The 17,508-nt window shown below is 59.5% G+C and carries 16 protein-coding genes; 11 read left to right on the top strand and 5 right to left on the bottom strand.

Annotation, left to right across the window (positions count from 1 at the left end; translation table 11 throughout):
- The first annotated feature begins 8 nt into the window (after positions 1–8).
- From AB7M26_RS06950 to AB7M26_RS06980, 7 genes are all read left to right on the top strand, one after another.
- Positions 9–1,367, top strand: a complete 1,359-nt coding sequence (locus tag AB7M26_RS06950; protein ID WP_123500359.1) for a glutamine synthetase family protein — start codon at positions 9–11, stop codon at positions 1,365–1,367.
- A 57-nt stretch (positions 1,368–1,424) separates the two neighbouring features.
- Positions 1,425–2,789: an aspartate aminotransferase family protein gene (locus AB7M26_RS06955; protein WP_123500357.1), complete on the top strand. Its 1,365-nt coding sequence runs from the start codon at positions 1,425–1,427 to the stop codon at positions 2,787–2,789.
- Positions 2,790–2,971: 182 nt separating this feature from the next.
- On the top strand, positions 2,972–4,069 hold the full coding sequence (locus AB7M26_RS06960; protein WP_123500355.1) for a polyamine ABC transporter substrate-binding protein: 1,098 nt from the start codon (positions 2,972–2,974) through the stop codon (positions 4,067–4,069).
- Between the two features lie 187 nt (positions 4,070–4,256).
- Complete coding sequence (locus tag AB7M26_RS06965; RefSeq protein WP_123500353.1) at positions 4,257–5,354, top strand: polyamine ABC transporter substrate-binding protein; 1,098 nt, start codon at positions 4,257–4,259, stop codon at positions 5,352–5,354.
- 61 nt (positions 5,355–5,415) lie between these two features.
- Entirely contained in the window at positions 5,416–6,558 is a 1,143-nt protein-coding gene (locus AB7M26_RS06970; RefSeq protein WP_008067988.1) for an ABC transporter ATP-binding protein, read from the top strand.
- Between the two features lie 35 nt (positions 6,559–6,593).
- The gene (locus AB7M26_RS06975) at positions 6,594–7,475 is read left to right on the top strand and encodes an ABC transporter permease subunit (protein ID WP_177319477.1); all 882 of its coding nucleotides are present in this window, start codon (positions 6,594–6,596) and stop codon (positions 7,473–7,475) included.
- Complete coding sequence (locus tag AB7M26_RS06980) at positions 7,472–8,362, top strand: ABC transporter permease subunit (RefSeq protein WP_123500351.1); 891 nt, start codon at positions 7,472–7,474, stop codon at positions 8,360–8,362. The genes AB7M26_RS06975 and AB7M26_RS06980 overlap by 4 nt, the downstream gene beginning before the upstream one ends.
- Positions 8,363–8,586: 224 nt before the next feature.
- Here AB7M26_RS06980 and AB7M26_RS06985 read toward each other — a convergent pair whose 3' ends face one another.
- Together AB7M26_RS06985 and AB7M26_RS06990 are read right to left on the bottom strand one after the other, a co-directional pair.
- The gene (locus AB7M26_RS06985) at positions 8,587–10,998 is read right to left on the bottom strand and encodes a penicillin acylase family protein (RefSeq protein ID WP_123500349.1); all 2,412 of its coding nucleotides are present in this window, start codon (positions 10,996–10,998) and stop codon (positions 8,587–8,589) included.
- A 103-nt stretch (positions 10,999–11,101) separates the two neighbouring features.
- On the bottom strand, positions 11,102–11,680 hold the full coding sequence (locus AB7M26_RS06990; protein WP_123500347.1) for a DUF6436 domain-containing protein: 579 nt from the start codon (positions 11,678–11,680) through the stop codon (positions 11,102–11,104).
- Between the two features lie 97 nt (positions 11,681–11,777).
- Between AB7M26_RS06990 and AB7M26_RS06995 the strand changes: the two genes are divergently transcribed.
- Positions 11,778–12,725 (top strand): alpha/beta hydrolase, encoded by a 948-nt coding sequence (locus tag AB7M26_RS06995; protein ID WP_123500345.1) that lies wholly within the window; start codon positions 11,778–11,780, stop codon positions 12,723–12,725.
- A 125-nt stretch (positions 12,726–12,850) separates the two neighbouring features.
- Here the strand turns inward: AB7M26_RS06995 and AB7M26_RS07000 are convergent, their stop codons facing one another.
- On the bottom strand, positions 12,851–13,603 hold the full coding sequence (locus AB7M26_RS07000) for a DUF2059 domain-containing protein (RefSeq protein WP_123500343.1): 753 nt from the start codon (positions 13,601–13,603) through the stop codon (positions 12,851–12,853).
- A gap of 133 nt (positions 13,604–13,736) precedes the next feature.
- Between AB7M26_RS07000 and AB7M26_RS07005 the strand changes: the two genes are divergently transcribed.
- Together AB7M26_RS07005 and AB7M26_RS07010 are read left to right on the top strand one after the other, a co-directional pair.
- A complete protein-coding gene (locus AB7M26_RS07005) occupies positions 13,737–14,369 on the top strand; it encodes a 2OG-Fe(II) oxygenase (RefSeq protein WP_123500341.1) in 633 nt (210 codons plus the stop codon).
- A 2-nt stretch (positions 14,370–14,371) separates the two neighbouring features.
- The gene (locus AB7M26_RS07010; RefSeq protein WP_123500339.1) at positions 14,372–14,857 is read left to right on the top strand and encodes a DUF523 domain-containing protein; all 486 of its coding nucleotides are present in this window, start codon (positions 14,372–14,374) and stop codon (positions 14,855–14,857) included.
- Between the two features lie 127 nt (positions 14,858–14,984).
- On the opposite strand, the gene AB7M26_RS07015 is transcribed toward AB7M26_RS07010, so the two are convergent.
- Positions 14,985–15,572: a transporter substrate-binding domain-containing protein gene (locus AB7M26_RS07015; RefSeq protein ID WP_123500337.1), complete on the bottom strand. Its 588-nt coding sequence runs from the start codon at positions 15,570–15,572 to the stop codon at positions 14,985–14,987.
- A 135-nt stretch (positions 15,573–15,707) separates the two neighbouring features.
- Here AB7M26_RS07015 and AB7M26_RS07020 point away from each other — a divergent pair, with 135 nt between their 5' ends.
- Complete coding sequence (locus tag AB7M26_RS07020; protein WP_123500335.1) at positions 15,708–16,133, top strand: DUF4399 domain-containing protein; 426 nt, start codon at positions 15,708–15,710, stop codon at positions 16,131–16,133.
- Between the two features lie 92 nt (positions 16,134–16,225).
- On the opposite strand, the gene serA is transcribed toward AB7M26_RS07020, so the two are convergent.
- On the bottom strand, positions 16,226–17,455 hold the full coding sequence (serA, locus tag AB7M26_RS07025) for a phosphoglycerate dehydrogenase (RefSeq protein WP_007897715.1): 1,230 nt from the start codon (positions 17,453–17,455) through the stop codon (positions 16,226–16,228).
- Positions 17,456–17,508: the final 53 nt, after the last annotated feature.

The raw sequence follows: 17,508 nt of genomic DNA on the forward strand, positions 1-17,508 counted from the left end.
AGGCATTTATGAGTAACAACCTCGACCAGCTCACCGATTGGTTGAAAGACCGCAAGATCACAGAAGTCGAATGCATGATTGGCGACCTGACCGGCATCACCCGGGGCAAGATCTCGCCGACCAACAAGTTCATTGCCGAAAAAGGCATGCGCCTGCCCGAAAGCGTTCTGTTGCAGACCGTGACTGGCGACTATGTCGAAGACGACATCTATTACGAACTGCTCGACCCGGCCGACATCGACATGATCTGCCGTCCCGACCAGAACGCGGTGTTTCTGGTGCCCTGGGCCATCGAGCCCACCGCCATCGTGATCCACGATACTTACGACAAGCAGGGCAACCCGATCGAGCTGTCGCCGCGCAACGTGCTCAAGAAGGTGTTGAAGCTCTACGCCGACCACGGCTGGCAGCCGATCGTGGCGCCGGAAATGGAGTTTTACCTCACCAAACGCAGTGATGACCCGGACTACCCGCTGCAACCGCCGATTGGTCGCTCCGGTCGCCCGGAAACCGGTCGCCAGTCGTTCTCCATTGAAGCGGCGAACGAATTCGATCCGTTATTCGAAGACGTCTACGACTGGTGTGAACTGCAGGAACTGGACCTCGACACGCTGATCCACGAGGACGGCACGGCACAGATGGAAATCAACTTCCGTCATGGCGATGCCCTGTCCCTGGCCGACCAGATTCTGGTGTTCAAACGCACCATGCGTGAAGCCGCGCTCAAGCACAACGTGGCGGCAACCTTCATGGCCAAACCCATGACCGGCGAGCCGGGCAGCGCCATGCACTTGCACCAGAGCATCATCAGCATCGAGACCGGCAAAAACGTTTTCTCCAATGAAGACGGGACCATGAGCCAGCTGTTCCTCAACCACATCGGCGGTCTGCAGAAATTCATTCCTGAGCTGCTGCCGCTGTTCGCCCCCAACGTCAATTCGTTCCGCCGCTTCCTGCCGGATACCTCGGCGCCGGTGAACGTGGAGTGGGGCGAAGAGAACCGCACCGTGGGCCTGCGGGTTCCAGATGCAGGACCGCAGAACCGTCGGGTGGAAAACCGTCTACCGGGTGCCGATGCCAACCCATACCTGGCTATCGCTGCCAGCCTGTTGTGCGGGCTGATTGGCATGGTCGAAGGGCATAACCCGAGTGCTCCGGTCGTGGGTCGTGGTTACGAGCGGCGCAACCTGCGCTTGCCATTGACCATCGAAGACGCCCTGGAACGGATGGAAAACAGCAAGACCATCGAAAAATACCTGGGCAAGAAATTCATCACGGGCTACGTCGCGGTCAAGCGGGCCGAGCATGAAAACTTCAAGCGCGTGATCAGTTCGTGGGAGCGGGAGTTCCTGCTCTTCGCCGTCTGATGCGCCGGGCGCGGCTGTAAATCGCCGCGCCTTCACTGGAATCCAAGGAGAATTCGCATGACCAGCAACAACCCGCAAACCCGTGAGTGGCAAGCCCTGAGCAGCGATCACCACCTGGCCCCGTTCAGCGACTTCAAACAGCTGAAAGAGAAAGGCCCGCGCATCATCACCAGCGCCAAGGGCGTTTACCTCTGGGACAGCGAAGGCAACAAGATCCTCGACGGCATGGCCGGCCTGTGGTGCGTCGCGATCGGCTACGGTCGCGATGAGCTGGCCGATGCCGCCAGCAAACAGATGCGCGAACTGCCTTATTACAACCTGTTCTTCCAGACCGCTCACCCGCCGGTGCTGGAGCTGGCCAAGGTGATTGCCGACGTTGCGCCTGAAGGCATGAATCACGTGTTCTTCACCGGTTCCGGGTCCGAAGGCAACGACACCATGCTGCGCATGGTTCGCCATTACTGGGCGATCAAGGGCCAGCCGAAGAAGAAAGTCATCATCAGTCGCAAGAACGGCTATCACGGTTCCACCGTCGCCGGCGCGAGCCTGGGTGGCATGACGTACATGCACGAACAGGGCGACTTGCCGATCCCGGGCATTGTCCACATCGCCCAGCCGTACTGGTTCGGCGAAGGCGGTGACATGACCCCGGACGAGTTCGGTATCTGGGCAGCCAATCAGCTGGAAGAGAAAATCCTGGAAGTCGGCGTCGACAACGTCGGCGCCTTTATTGCCGAGCCGATCCAGGGCGCCGGCGGCGTGATCATCCCGCCAGACAGCTACTGGCCACGCATCAAGGAAATCCTCGCCAAGTACGACATTCTGTTCGTGGCCGACGAAGTGATCTGCGGTTTCGGCCGTACCGGCGAGTGGTTCGGCAGCGATTTCTACGACCTCAAGCCCCATATGATGACCATCGCCAAAGGCCTGACGTCCGGTTACATCCCGATGGGCGGCCTGATCGTGCGTGACGATGTGGTCGAAGTGCTCAATGAAGGCGGTGATTTCAACCACGGTTTCACGTATTCCGGGCACCCGGTGGCTGCTGCGGTAGCGCTGGAAAACATCCGCATCTTGCGCGATGAGAAAATTGTCGAGCGCGTGCGCACAGAAACGGCACCTTATTTGCAAAAGCGTCTACGGGAACTGAGCGATCACCCGTTGGTGGGGGAAGTGCGTGGGGTCGGTCTGTTGGGGGCCATCGAACTGGTTCAGGACAAAGCCACCCGCAAACGTTACGAAGGCAAGGGCGTTGGCATGATCTGCCGCACGTTCTGCTTCGAAAACGGCCTGATCATGCGCGCCGTCGGCGACACCATGATCATTGCTCCGCCACTGGTGATTACACCGGCTGAAATCGACGAGTTGGTGACCAAGGCGCGCAAGTGCCTGGACCTGACCCTGAGTGCGTTGCAGGGCTAAGTGCTAGGCTCTGAGCGAGGTGCAATGTTTGCACTTCGTTCCGTGCAAACAAAGGATGGGTCTTTCCTTGAAAGCCAGCCTTGGATCTTGCCAGACTAACGGTTGTTCGGATGCCCGTTAACCGGCCACTGAGCACGTGGTTAAAAAGAAAAATTGGAGCATTACCCATGAAGGCATTAGGTATGAAGATAGCTGGCAAGACCCTCCTCGCCATGTCCCTGATGGGCGTGATGGCGGGCGCCGTTCAGGCCGACGACAAAGTGCTGCACGTGTACAACTGGTCCGATTACATCGCGCCGGATACCGTCAAGAAATTCGAGGCCGAGTCGGGTATCAAAGTTGTCTACGACGTGTTCGACAGTAACGAAACCCTTGAAGCCAAGTTGCTGGCAGGCAAGTCCGGCTATGACATCGTCGTGCCGTCGAACAACTTCCTGGCCAAGCAGATCAAGGCCGGCGTTTACCAGAAGCTGGACAAGTCCAAACTGCCTAACTGGAAAAACCTGAACCCGGACCTGCTTAAAGCAGTATCGGTAAGCGACCCGGGTAACGAACACGCATTTCCTTACATGTGGGGTTCGATCGGTATCGGTTTCAACCCTGACAAGGTCAAGGCTGCACTGGGTGCCGACGCGCCGACCAATTCCTGGGACTTGCTGTTCAAACCTGAAAACGCTGCCAAGTTGAAGTCGTGCGGTATCAGCTTCCTCGATTCGCCAACCGAGATGATTCCGGTGGCGTTGCATTACCTGGGCTATCCAACCGACACCCAGGACAAGAAACAACTGGCTGAAGCCGAAGCGCTGTTCCTGAAGATTCGTCCTTCGGTGGGCTACTTCCACTCGTCCAAGTACATCTCCGACCTGGCCAATGGCAACATCTGCGTCGCCGTGGGTTACTCGGGTGACATCTACCAGGCCAAGGCGCGCGCCGCTGAAGCCGGTGACAAGGTGAAAGTCAGCTACAACATTCCCAAAGAAGGTGCCGGCAGCTTCTACGACATGGTCGCCATCCCTAAAGATGCCGAAAACGTCGAAGGCGCCTACAAGTTCATGACCTTCCTGCAGAAGCCGGAAATCATGGCCGAGATCACCAACGCCGTGCGTTTCCCGAACGGTAACGCAGCCGCCACGCCGCTGGTTGAAAAAGAAATCACTGCCGACCCGGGTATCTACCCGCCAGCGGACGTGCTGGCCAAGCTGTACGCGATTGCCGACTTGCCGGCCGCGACCCAGCGGATCCTGACTCGCAGCTGGACCAAGATCAAATCCGGTAAATAAGCCGATTTGAGGCAACTACCTGTTGCCGTCGTCGCGCGACGGCGGCAACAGGAATAATTAAATGACAGAAAGTTTTGCTGGAACGGTTTTTCGAGGGTAAGTTGCGCGCCGGTTTTGTTGCCAGGCAGCCATGGCTGTCATGTAACGCGGGGCAACTTGGGCCCAACTAATTTTAGAGGACCTCCACTTGCCTATTTTTTCTTTGTTGCGCAATGCACTGCTGGTCGGTGCCGGGCTGACACTCGCTGTCAGTGTTCAGGCCGCTGGCACAGTGCATATTTATAATTGGTCGGACTACATCGGTGAGACCACTCTGGCCGACTTCCAGAAAGAAACCGGCATCAAGCCGGTATATGACGTATTCGATTCCAACGAAACCCTGGAAGGCAAGTTGCTGGCCGGGCGTACCGGATATGACGTGGTCGTGCCGTCCAACCACTTTCTTGGCAAGCAGATCAAGGCCGGGGCTTTCCAGAAGCTCGATAAATCGAAGCTGACTAACTATTCCAACCTCGACCCGGTACTGCTCAAGCGCCTGGAAGAGAACGATCCGGGCAATCAGTACGCCGTACCGTATCTGTGGGGCACCAACGGCATCGGTTACAACGTCGACAAGGTCAAGGCCGTGCTGGGCCTCGACAAGATCGATTCGTGGGATGTGGTGTTCGAGCCGCAGAACATCAAGAAGCTGCACAGCTGTGGCGTGGCGTTCCTCGACTCCGCCGATGAAATGATGCCCACGGTCCTCAACTACATGGGCCTGAACGCCAACAGCACCAATCCAGAAGACTACAAAAAGGCCGAAGCCAAATTGCTGGCGGTGCGGCCTTACGTGACGTATTTCCATTCGTCCAAATACATCGCAGACCTGGCCAATGGTGACATCTGTGTGGCGATCGGTTTCTCCGGCGATATGTTCCAGGCCAAGGCCCGCGCGGCTGAAGCCGGCAAAGGCATGAACATCGCCTACTCGATTCCGAAAGAAGGCGGCGCGCTCTGGTTCGACATGCTGGCGATCCCCAAGGATGCGGCCAACGCCAAAGAAGCCCATGCCTTCATCAACTATTTGCTGAAACCCGAGGTGATTGCCAAGGTCAGCGATTCCGTAGGCTACGCCAACCCGAACCCCGGGTCGGACAAACTGATGGAACAGTCCATACGCACCGACGCATCGGTCTATCCACCGCAAGCGGTCCTCGACAAGACATACGTCTCCATCGAGTTGCCACCGAACATTCAACGTTTGATGACGCGCAGCTGGACCAAGGTCAAATCGGGCAAATAGCTTCAAACTATCCAGGTTCGCCACGTTGAGCGAACTGCAAATTCTGTTGGGAGTTTCGTAAATGGCAGTTGCCTCCGGCGCCTATAAGAAAGCCCTCGAGGGCGATCAGACACCTAAACAGGTGCTGGTCAAAATCGACCGGGTCACCAAAAAGTTCGACGAGACGATTGCCGTGGACGACGTGTCCCTGGAAATCAAGAAAGGCGAAATCTTCGCCCTGCTCGGCGGCTCGGGTTCGGGCAAATCCACCTTGCTGCGGATGCTGGCAGGTTTCGAACGGCCCACGGAGGGGCGCATTTACCTCGATGGCGTAGACATCACGGACATGCCGCCGTACGAGCGGCCGATCAACATGATGTTCCAGTCCTACGCCTTGTTCCCGCACATGACCGTGGCGCAGAACATCGCCTTCGGCCTCAAGCAGGACAAGCTTCCCGCCGCTGAAGTCGATGCACGTGTGGCCGACATGCTCAAGCTGGTGCAGATGAGCCAGTACGCCAAGCGCAAACCGCATCAGTTGTCTGGCGGTCAGCGTCAGCGTGTGGCGCTGGCGCGTTCTTTGGCCAAGCGACCGAAGCTGTTGCTGCTCGACGAACCGATGGGCGCGCTGGACAAGAAGCTGCGCTCGCAAATGCAACTGGAACTGGTCGAGATCATCGAACGGGTCGGCGTGACCTGCGTGATGGTGACCCACGACCAGGAAGAAGCCATGACCATGGCCGAGCGCATCGCGATCATGCACCTGGGCTGGATCGCCCAGATCGGCAGCCCGATCGACATCTACGAAACCCCGACCAGCCGCCTGGTCTGCGAGTTCATCGGCAACGTCAACATCTTTGACGGTGAAGTGATCGACGACGCCGAAGGCCACGCGATCATCACCTGCAAGGACCTGGACCGGCAGATTTATGTGGGCCACGGCATCAGCACTTCGGTGCAGGACAAATCCGTGACCTACGCGATCCGTCCGGAAAAGCTGCTGGTGACGCCGACCATGCCGACCTGCGAATACAACTGGTCCAGCGGCAAAGTGCATGACATCGCCTACCTCGGTGGCCACTCGGTGTTCTACGTCGAACTGCCGAGCGGCAAGATCGTCCAGTCGTTCGTCGCCAACGCCGAGCGCCGTGGCCAGCGGCCGACCTGGGGTGATCAGGTTTACGTGTATTGGGAAGATGACAGCGGCGTGGTACTTCGCTCATGAACCTGCGCAAATTCAAACGCCGGCTCAATCGAATAATTCCCGGTGGCCGTCAGCTGGTCATCGGGGTTCCGTTCATCTGGCTGTTCATGTTCTTCATGTTGCCGTTCTTCATCGTCTTGAAGATCAGCTTCGCCGAAGCTGACGTGGCCATTCCGCCGTATACCGAGATCTACAGCTTCATCGACCAGAAGCTCCAGGTGCTGCTTAACCTGAGCAACTACGCGATGCTGGGCGATGACGAGTTGTACATCGCCGCTTACCTCGGTTCGCTGAAGATGGCGCTGATCAGCACCGTCCTCTGCCTGTTGATCGGCTACCCGATGGCCTACGCCATTGCCAGCGCCCGCAAAGAACTGCAGACGGTGCTGGTGTTGCTGATCATGATGCCGACCTGGACCGCGATCCTGATCCGCGTGTATGCGTGGATGGGCATCCTCAGCAACAACGGTCTGCTCAACGGCTTTTTGATGAGCATGGGCTGGATCGACGAACCGCTGCAGATCCTCAACACCAATCTCGCGGTTTACATCGGGGTCGTTTACTCCTATCTGCCGTTCATGATCCTGCCGCTCTACGCCAACCTGGTCAAACACGACACCAGTCTGCTGGAAGCCGCGTCGGATCTCGGTTCGAGCACCTTCAACAGTTTCTGGAAGATCACCGTGCCGCTGTCCAAGAACGGCATCATCGCCGGTTGCATGCTGGTGTTCATCCCGGTGGTGGGCGAGTTCGTGATCCCGGAACTGCTCGGCGGTCCGGAAACCCTGATGATCGGTAAAGTGCTCTGGCAAGAGTTCTTCAACAACCGTGACTGGCCGGTGGCGTCTGCCCTGGCTGTGGTGATGCTGGCGATCCTGATTGTGCCGATCATCCTGTTCAACCGTAGTCAGGCTAAAGAAATGGAGGGCAAGGAATGAAGCGCTTCCGTTTCTCAAGTTTCATGCTGGTAGCGGGTTTGCTGTTCATCTACGCGCCGATGCTGATCCTGGTGATCTACTCGTTCAACGCCTCGAAACTGGTGACGGTGTGGGGCGGTTGGTCGATCAAGTGGTACGTGGGGTTGATGGACAACACCCAACTGATGGGCTCGGTGGTGCGCTCGCTGGAAATCGCCTGCTACACCGCGATTGCAGCGGTAGCACTGGGGACGCTGGCGGCGTTCGTGCTGACGCGAATCACCCACTTCAAGGGCCGCACGCTGTTCGGTGGCCTGGTCACCGCGCCGCTGGTGATGCCGGAAGTGATCACCGGTCTGTCGCTGTTGCTGCTGTTCGTGGCCATGGCGCAGATGATCGGCTGGCCGCAGGAACGCGGCATCGTCACCATCTGGATCGCCCACACCACGTTCTGTGCGGCGTATGTGGCGGTGGTGGTGTCGGCGCGTTTGCGTGAGCTGGACCTGTCCATCGAAGAGGCGGCCATGGACCTGGGCGCGCGGCCGTGGAAGGTGTTCTTCCTGATCACCATCCCGATGATCGCGCCGTCGCTGGCGGCGGGCGGGATGATGTCGTTTGCCTTGTCGCTGGATGACCTGGTGCTGGCGAGCTTCGTATCCGGTCCGGGTTCCACGACCCTGCCGATGGAAGTGTTCTCCGCGGTGCGCCTGGGCGTGAAGCCTGAGATCAACGCCGTGGCCAGCCTGATTCTGCTGGCGGTGTCGTTGGTCACGTTCCTGGTCTGGTACTTCAGCCGTCGTGCCGAAGAGATTCGCAAGCGTGCGATCCAGCAGGCCATCGAGGAAGGCGCCGCCGATTCCTGGAAACAACCGGACGTGCGCCGGGTCCAGGCGCCGGAAGCGGTTTGAGCTTGATGCCGGGTTGACCACCGTTGCGGGGCCAACCCAAATCCATTGTGTGCGGGCTTGCTCGCGATAGCGGTCTGTCCGTCGACATCTATGTTGACGGTGATGCCGTCATCGCGGGCAAGCCCGCTCCCACAGTGATCGGTGTGAAGCAACAATTTTGTGATCAACACAAAACCTGTGGGAGCGGGCTTGCCCGCGATGACGTCAGTTAAACCAACAGAAATCTATTGCCCTGAACGCGCTGGCAACAGCTTCAACGTACTACGGGTATTGGCCGTCACTTCTTCATCATTGAAATGCGCCTGGTAGTAAACCCCCTCGATATACGCCTCGGCCTGGTCGGCATAGTGGCTGTCGAATGGCACGCCGCTCTGACCGACCGGGTTGATGGTCAGGCTGTGGGCCGGGTCGGCGAAGTCGATCAGCCGCCGCGTCGACGGGCCGTAAGTCACAGGCCACGGTGCCGGGCCGATCTTGGCCGAGAGGTTGTTTGGCACTTCATGGGTACCGGGCGCCGCGAACGGCCCGACGTTGAAGATCCGCTCCAGGGGTTTTTGCGTCCCCAGCGGATGGCCGTGAGTCAGGGTGTGCGCCTTGCCCCACTTCCATTGCGCGACATCGGCACCCAAGGTGGTTTTGAGGTGAGCCATGCTCGCTTGCCAGGCCACCTTGACCGTATCGGCGCGAGTTTCCTTGCCGGGGGTGTTGCGGTTGTCCCACCACGGTGAGTCGGCGGAGGCCGCCAGCCGCGGTAGTGCGGCATCGATCACCCGGGTCGGCAGCAGCGTTTCGAAGAAGTCGTTGCCCAGTTCATCGCGCATCGCCGCGTCGGTGAGGTTGAACAAGAACTGGTTGAACAGCGTGGCACTGATGGAGTCCAGCGGATAATCGCCGCTCCACTGCGCCAGTTGCTCCACGAATTTGAGCTCGGCGGGACCGCTCACCACTTCACGCAGCACCGGTAGCAACGGCGCCAGCAAGCGCGGGCCGTAGTCGGTGGTGGTGCCCAGTTGCAGCTTCTGGCTGGACTCGTTGTCCCACTTCACGTTCTTGTCGCTGAGCTGACGATTGAGCTGCTGACCGCGATCGGCGAGGTTGTAGTAACCGGGAATTTCCATGCCGGTCGGCGACACCGGTTGGAAGTTGGCCGAGACGATATAGCCCCGCGCGGGGTTCTCTTCCTGTGGGTTGGCGCTGAACGGGTAAAAACCTTCCTTGTCCGCCTGGGGGGTGCTGCCGTCGAGGATGAAACCGGGCTTCACCCCGGCCGGGCGCTTGGGCAGCAGCGCCGAGGCCCACCAACCGATGTCGCCCTTGGCGTTGGCGTAGACGATGTTCAGCCCCGGCGCCTGAACCTTGGCCGAGGCGGCGCGGGCCTTGGCCAGGGTGTCGGCGCGGTTGAGCTGGTAGAAACCATCGAGGATCGGATTCGGCGTCTCGAGGAAGGCCCACCACATGGCGACCGGTGTTTTGCCGGCGGCGGTGCCGAGCGCATCGTTGATGATCGGGCCGTGGGGCGACTGGCGCAGGGTCAGCGTGACCGGTGACTGGCCTTTGACCGCGATCTGTTGTTCGGTGTTGACCATGTCGACCCACTGGCCGCGATACCAGACCTGGTTCGGGTTGTCCGGGTTGACCTTCTCTGCGATCAGGTCCAGATCGTCGTTCTGGAACATGGTCAGGCTCCAGCCGAAGTCCAGGTTGTGGCCCAGAAACGCAAACGGCACCAGCGCCTGATGGTAACCGTAAAGCTCGAAACCCGGCGCCGACAGGTGCGCTTCGTACCACACCGACGGCGCCGAGAAGCGAATGTGCGGGTCACCGGCCAGCAGTGGCTTGCCGCTTTTGCTGCGGCTGCCGGAAATCACCCAGGCATTGCTGCCTTCAAATTGTGGCAGGCCATGGTCGGCCAATGCTTGCTCACTCAAACGGGCGAGGGCGTTCAGATCCTTCCAGTCATTGGCGGTGAGGGCCGGAGCAGGGTTGGCGCGCCTTTTGGCCAGCACGCCCTTGGGCTGCCAGTCGAGGTCAAAGATATTCAGATACTCGGCGCCCAGTTGGTCACGCACGTAAGTCAGCAAGGGTTCGGTGCGAAACGCCGCGGCAAAACTGTAGGCCATGTAGCCGGCGATGCTGATGCTGTCTTCGGCAGTGAAAGGGCGCTTGGGGATCCCCAGCACATCGAACTCTATCGGCGCAGCGTGGCTGTCCTGATATTGATTGATGCCGTCCAGATAGGCTTGCAGGGCCTTCCAGGCCGGCGACTGACGATCCAGCGCGGCGACGTAGCTTTCAGCCCGCTCGCGGATGCGCAGGCTGCGAAACAGTTTGTCGGTGTCGATCAGTTTCGGGCCGAGGACTTCGGCCAGCTCACCACGGGCCAGGCGCCGCATGGCTTCCATCTGGAACAGTCGGTCCTGGGCATGCACATAGCCAAGGGCGCGGTAGAGGTCGGTTTCGTTTTCGGCACGGATATGCGGCACGCCGCGCACGTCGTAGCGCACGGTCACCGAACCTTGCAGGTGCTGCAATTGCACCTGGCCCTGGCGCGTCGGTTGCTTGCTGTACACATACCAGCCGCCCCCGGCGACGAGTACGACAATCAGCAAGGCAAGTACGGTCAGGACGCGTTTCATGGTGACTCCTTGTTCTTTCGGGATTGCCGCCCGTGTGGGCTGCAAACGTGTAGCACAGACCTCCTGTGCCGGGCATCGCGGTCCTGGAAAAGTCAGGAATGCCTTACTTCACCTCAGCAGGCCACGGACAGTAGCAACCCACCGCCAGCGTATGGGTGGCGTTCACCGCCCGGCCTTCATTCAGCGCTTGCAGAATGGGCTCGATAAAACTGTTGCTCGAATTGCAGGTCAGGCCTTCGCTGTACGGCCCGAAATACGCCAGCCTGCCACTGCGGTCCCAGATCGCCACCGCCGGGCTGGCAGGGATCTGTTCGGAACCTGGCAGGACAGTGATGGTTTTAAGGCGACTCAACGTGCCGGGCAATTGACCATGGCTGCCGGGTTTTTGGACCGCATAGAACTCGACGCCCTGCGGTACATACTGCTCGACCAGTTCGGTCAGGTGTTGTTGGTTGCCGACATTGCACGGGCAGGCGGGGTCCCAGAAGTGCACCAGGCGAATGGCGCCGGGGCCGGCAAGTTCGTCCGGCAGGCGCAATGGGTCGCCGGAGAACACCGCAGTGTGCGAGCTGAAGGCGCGCAAGTAGCGCCCCTGAAACCAGTCGTAGGCGGCCCACAGCACGCCGGCACACACAAGGGCGAGCAGGCTGGCAAGCAATGTGGTGCGGTAGGCCGGATGCATGGGTTTCAATCCTCGAAGGTCGGCTAGCTTGCCATGCTTGCCGCGACAGATGAATATCGCAGGCCCATAAAGTCAGTTTCGCGCTCTGGAATAGCCCATGTCTGCCACTTTCGACCCCGATCATTTGCGTGCCAGCCTGCGGCCATTGGCCGAGTGGCAGCCGCTGTCGACCGAGGCCATGGCCTATCAGCATTTTTATGGGCTGGATTTCCCCCGGCGAAACCTGCGCAGTGGCCTGGGGCGTTTCGAGGTCGATGGCTATGAAGTGGTCAGCCAGCTCTGGTGTCCCGAGCGGGCGAAGGCAACGCTGTTTTTGTTTCACGGTTTCTACGATCACACCGGGCTCTATCGGCATGTGATCGAGTGGGCGCTGGACCAGGGTTTTGTGGTGATCGCCTGTGACCTGCCGGGGCATGGCTTGTCCAGTGGCGAACGGGCGAGCATCAAGGACTTCGCCGAGTATCAGAGCACCCTGCAAGGGCTGTTGGCCGAGGCGCAATCGCTGGGCCTTCCGCAGCCCTGGCACCTGTGCGGGCAAAGCACCGGCGGGGCGATCGTGATCGATCATGTGCTCAATCAGGGCGCGAACAGTCCCGCCCAAGGGCAGGTGATTCTGCTGTCGCCACTGGTGCGGCCGCGAGCCTGGGGCTGGTCGCAGCTCAGTTATTACCTGCTCAAGCCGTTCGTAAAAGGCATCGCCCGGCGTTTCAGCGAGAACTCCAACGACCCTGACTTCCTCGCATTCCTGCAAGCCGATCCGCTGCAGCCGCTGCGCTTGCCAACGGCCTGGGTCGGTGCGCTGGGGCGCTGGATCAAGCGCATCGAAGCGGCACCGAGCAGCCCGCGGCAGCCGCTGATCGTGCAGGGGCAGGCGGACATGACCGTGGATTGGAAGCACAACCTTGATGTATTGCGGGATAAGTTCGATCGGCCGCAGGTGCTGATGCTGCCCAAGGCGCGGCATCATCTGGCGAATGAGTCAGCGGGATTGCGGCAGGAGTATCTCGGGTTTTTGAGCAAGCGGATGAAGGGGCGGAATCTTTAGCGGTAGTCAGGGCCCCATCGCGGGCAAGCCCGCTCCCACAGGTTTTGTATTGGTCATGGGTGACTTGCACAGGTCCACTGTGGGAGCGGGCTTGCCCGCGATGGCGATCTGGCTGACGCCAAAAATTACTGGGCAAGGCTCGACGTACTCTGCCCCACCGCCAACCCCGCCCGAATCGCCGCCAATGCCGCCTGGTAGTAAGCCTTGCCTTCAGTGGACTCGGCGAATGTGGCGAACTCTTCCAGTTCTTCATCCGACAGGTCGCGATAGACATACAGCAGCGTATTGTTCAGGTCGGCGCCGATCTGCTCCATCAGGCGCTGGCGCTGACCGTTCAACATGCCTTGAGCCTGACCGCCACCGAGCAGGCCGGGGATCATCGAGCTCAGGCTGTCGGCCGCCACGCCCGCGATTGCCAGGCTGACTTCAGCGCCGGCCTCGCGGGCAGGCAGGGCTTGGGCCAGGTGACCAATGATCAGCTGACGGGTATCGCTGGCCTGCATTTTCGGCAAGCCCTTGGCGTTTTTCGCCAATTGATCGCGACGGGTCGCCAGCAGTTCGGCGGCGACGATTTTCCTGCCCAAGGGCGATTGGAAGAAGGTCAATGCAGGTTTCGGATCGGCAAGCTTTTTGCGCAGCTGCGCTTCGGCACGCTGATCCATGGCTTTGGGCGCAAAGCGCTGATTACTGTTGTTGAGCAGAGCCTGAAACACCGCCGGCGGCAGGCTGTTCTGGTAACGCTGCTGAGCGGCAGAGAGAGCATCGTTGAAATGCGCACGTTGTTCTGGCCAACCGGCGACCTTGTACAACTGGTCGTGGCCGTCCGCCCAGGCGGGCAAAACACAGAACATCAGCAGTGAAAAAAGCAAACGGCGCATAGGGACTCCTGTCAGCAGGCGACTATTCTCCGTGCGGCATTCGTACTTGTCGAGAATTCGTATCAGGTTGCGTGCCTTATCCGACCAATCCTCCGCTGCGCGGCTCTGTCGGATTTGCGGGCACAGGAATACTATGCGCGCCATGCAAATATCCTCTGATCATCCGCTGCTGTTACGTATCGTCGACGACCTGGCTGAGCGCGGCTGGTCGCAGCAGAATATTTTCCTGCCTCTGGATCTGACCCAGGCGCTGGCGGCCGAGTGTCGCAAACGTGCCGCTGAGGGCGAGCTCGCCCCGGCCGCCGTAGGGCGCGGGCCGTTTTCGGAGATCCGCGAGGGCATTCGCGGTGACCATATCCAATGGCTCGAACCCGGTCAGGCCGAGGCTTGCGACAGTTATCTGGGGTTGATGGACAGCCTGCGTGAGGCAATGAATCGCAGTTTGTTTCTGGGCCTGGAAGATTTCGAGAGCCATTTCGCCCTGTACCCGCCTGGCGCTTTCTACCTCAAGCATGTCGACCGGTTCCGCGATGATGATAGGCGCATGGTCTCGGCGGTGATCTACCTCAATGACGCCTGGCTGCCCGAGCATGGCGGTCAGTTGCGCATGTACCTGGACGAAGGCGTCGAACACGATGTGGTGCCCACCGGCGGATGCCTGGTGGTGTTCCTGTCGGGCGAAGTCCCCCATGAAGTCCTGCCCGCGACCCGCGAGCGCCTGTCGTTGACGGGCTGGTTCCGCCGTCGTGGCAACGAGCCGTTCTGATCATGCAAAAGATTCTGGTAAGCCGCTGTTTGCTCGGTCACCGCGTCCGTTACGACGGCGGCGCCAGTGGGCCATTCAATCTGCTGGAGCAGTGGATTGCCGAAGGCCGGGTGGTGCCGTTGTGCCCGGAAGTTGCCGGTGGTTTGCCGACGCCAAGGGCCGCGGCGGAGATTCCGGGTGGGCAGGGCGGTGAAGTGCTTGATGGCCTTGCATCGGTCATCACCACCGAGGGCGAGGACGTCAGTGCCGAGTTTCTTTCGGGGGCTTATCAGGCGCTGGAGCTGGTGCAGCGGCACGGCATTCGTATCGCCGTGCTCAAGGCCAACAGCCCGTCTTGCGGGAATCTGTTGACCTATGACGGGACGTTCAGTGGCGTGAAGGTCAACGGTGAGGGTGTTACCGCGGCATTGCTCAAGCGCCATGGCGTGCAGGTGTTCAGTGAGCTGGAGTTGGTCGAAGCGGCGCAGGCGCTGGCCGCGCAGGACTAGCAGTCACCACAATACCTGTGGGAGCGGGCTTGCCCGCGATGGCGGTTCAACATTCAACATCGATGTTGAATGTTATGGCCTCATCGCGGGAAAGCCCGCTCCCACAGGGTTATTCGTCAACCTTGAATCAGGGTTTCGGCGCCACACTTGCATCCGCCCCGAACCACTTCTGCGACAACGCTTCCAATCGCCCATCCCCCTTGATTCGCTGCAAGGCGTTTTCGAGGCTGGCGTGAAACGCCGGGTTACCCTTCTGAAACGGAATGGCCATGCTCACAGCCGGGGCGGCTTTCGGCTTTTCTTCCGTCAGCGACTGCACCAACAGGATTGAACGCGGCTGCTCTTCTTTCTGCGCGATCAATTGCGCATTGGTGTGAATGTAAGGTTCGGTGAAGTCGAAACGATCCTTAAGGTCCGGGGTCTGTGCTATGTGATTGATGGCGACGTCGTACTTGCCGCTTTCGACGCCGGCCAGCAGATCGACGGAATCGGTGACGACGAAGTCGGCCCGTACATCCAGCTCACCGGCCAGCAGTTGACCCAACTCGACCTCGAAGCCGGTCAGTTTGTCGTCATCCTTGAAATTGAAGGGCGGGGTATTGGCCTCAAGGGCAATGCGCAATTCGCCGCGGTCGTTTACATCGTCCATCAGTTCGGCATGAGCCAAAGGGCTCAAAAGGGGTAGCAGGCAGATCAGGCCAGGCAAAAAGCGCATGGTCACTCCTTTGAATTCATTTATCGCGACGCGCTGTTCAGGCTCGCTTTGCTATGGTTGTCGTGTGCCTTCGACAACGAATGGCCGTGAAGTTGTCACGGTCGAGCGAATTTTACGGAAAAACTGGAGAAGAAAATGAAATCCTTTATGTCACGAGCAGCACTGGCTGGCCTGTTGCTGGGCGCATCGATGCTGGCAACGGCGGCCACACCTGCTCCCAAAGGTGCACAAGCGTTCATCGTTTCCCCGGAAGACGGTGCGACGGTGGGGCAGGAATTCAAGGTCAAGTTTGGCGTGAAGGACATCTCACTTGCCCCGGCCGGTGATCCCACCAAGAACACCGGCCATCACCACTTGCTGATCGATGTCGACAAGCTACCTGCCGAAGGCGCACCGATTCCGACAGATGCCAACCACATGCATTTCGGCAAGGCGCAAACCGAGGCCACCATCAAACTGGCACCGGGTAAGCACACATTGCAGCTCGAGCTGGGCGACAGCGGGCACATGCCGTTCGATCCGCCAATCGTTTCGAAGAAAATCACCGTGACTGTGAAGTAACTTTTTTCACAGGCATGAAAAAGCAGCCATGAAAAAGCGGCCATGAAAAAGGGAGCTCCAAGGAGCTCCCTTTTTTGTCGCTCAAGTCGCGATCAGAACAACACGCGGCAACGAATAGTGCCGTTGATGTGCTGCAGCTTCTCTTGCGCCATTTCCGAGTATTCGGCATCGACGTCGATCACGACGTAGCCGACTTTCTCGTTGGTCTGCAGGAACTGACCGGAAATGTTGATGCCGTTTTCGGCGAAGACCTTGTTGATCTCGCTCATCACACCCGGAATGTTCTCGTGGATGTGCAGCAGACGGTGCTTGCCAGGGTGAGCCGGCAGGGCCACTTCCGGGAAGTTCACGGACGATACCGACGTACCGTTGTCGCTGTACTTGACCAGTTTTTCCGCCACTTCCAGACCAATGTTGGCCTGCGCTTCAGCGGTGGAACCACCGATGTGCGGGGTCAGGATCACGTTGTCCAGGCCGCGCAGCGGGCTTTCGAACTCTTCTTCGTTGGAGCGCGGTTCCACCGGGAATACGTCGATGGCCGCGCCGATCAGGTGCTTGTCCTTGATCGCGTCCGCCAGGGCGTCCAGCTCAACAACAGTGCCGCGAGCAGCGTTGATCAGAATGCCGCCCTTCTTGATGGCGCGGATTTCCTTCTCGCCGATCATCCACTGGGTGGCTGCGGTTTCCGGAACGTGCAGGGTGACGATGTCGGACATGCCCAGCAGCTCGTGCAGGTTGCCGACCTGGGTGGCGTTACCCAGTGGCAGCTTGGTCACGGTGTCGTAGAAGTACACCTGCATCCCCAGGCCTTCAGCCAGAACCGACAGCTGAGTACCGATCGAGCCGTAACCGACGATGCCAAGCTTCTTGCCACGGATCTCGAAGGAGTTGGCTGCACTCTTGATCCAGCCGCCACGGTGGCAGGAAGCGTTCTTCTCAGGGATGCCGCGCAGCAACAGGATCGCCTCGGCCAATACCAGCTCGGCTACGGAGCGAGTGTTGGAGTACGGCGCGTTGAATACCGCGATGCCGCGTTCGCGAGCCGCGTTGAGGTCGACCTGGTTGGTGCCGATGCAGAAACAGCCGACAGCCACCAGTTTCTTCGCGTGATCGAAGATCTCTTCGGTCAGCTGAGTGCGGGAGCGAATGCCGATGAAGTGCGCATCAGCGATCTTTTCCTTGAGCTGGGCTTCCGGCAGAGAACCTGTGAGGTACTCGATGCTGGTGTAGCCCGCCGCCTTGAGGACGTCGACAGCCGATTGGTGGACGCCTTCGAGAAGAAGGAACTTGATCTTGCTCTTATCGAGAGAAGTCTTGCTCATCTGCGTAAACCTGTATCCCGGAGAAAAATGGCAGGAAATGGTCAACAGATGCT

Source organism: Pseudomonas sp. F-14 TE3482, assembly GCF_053629455.1.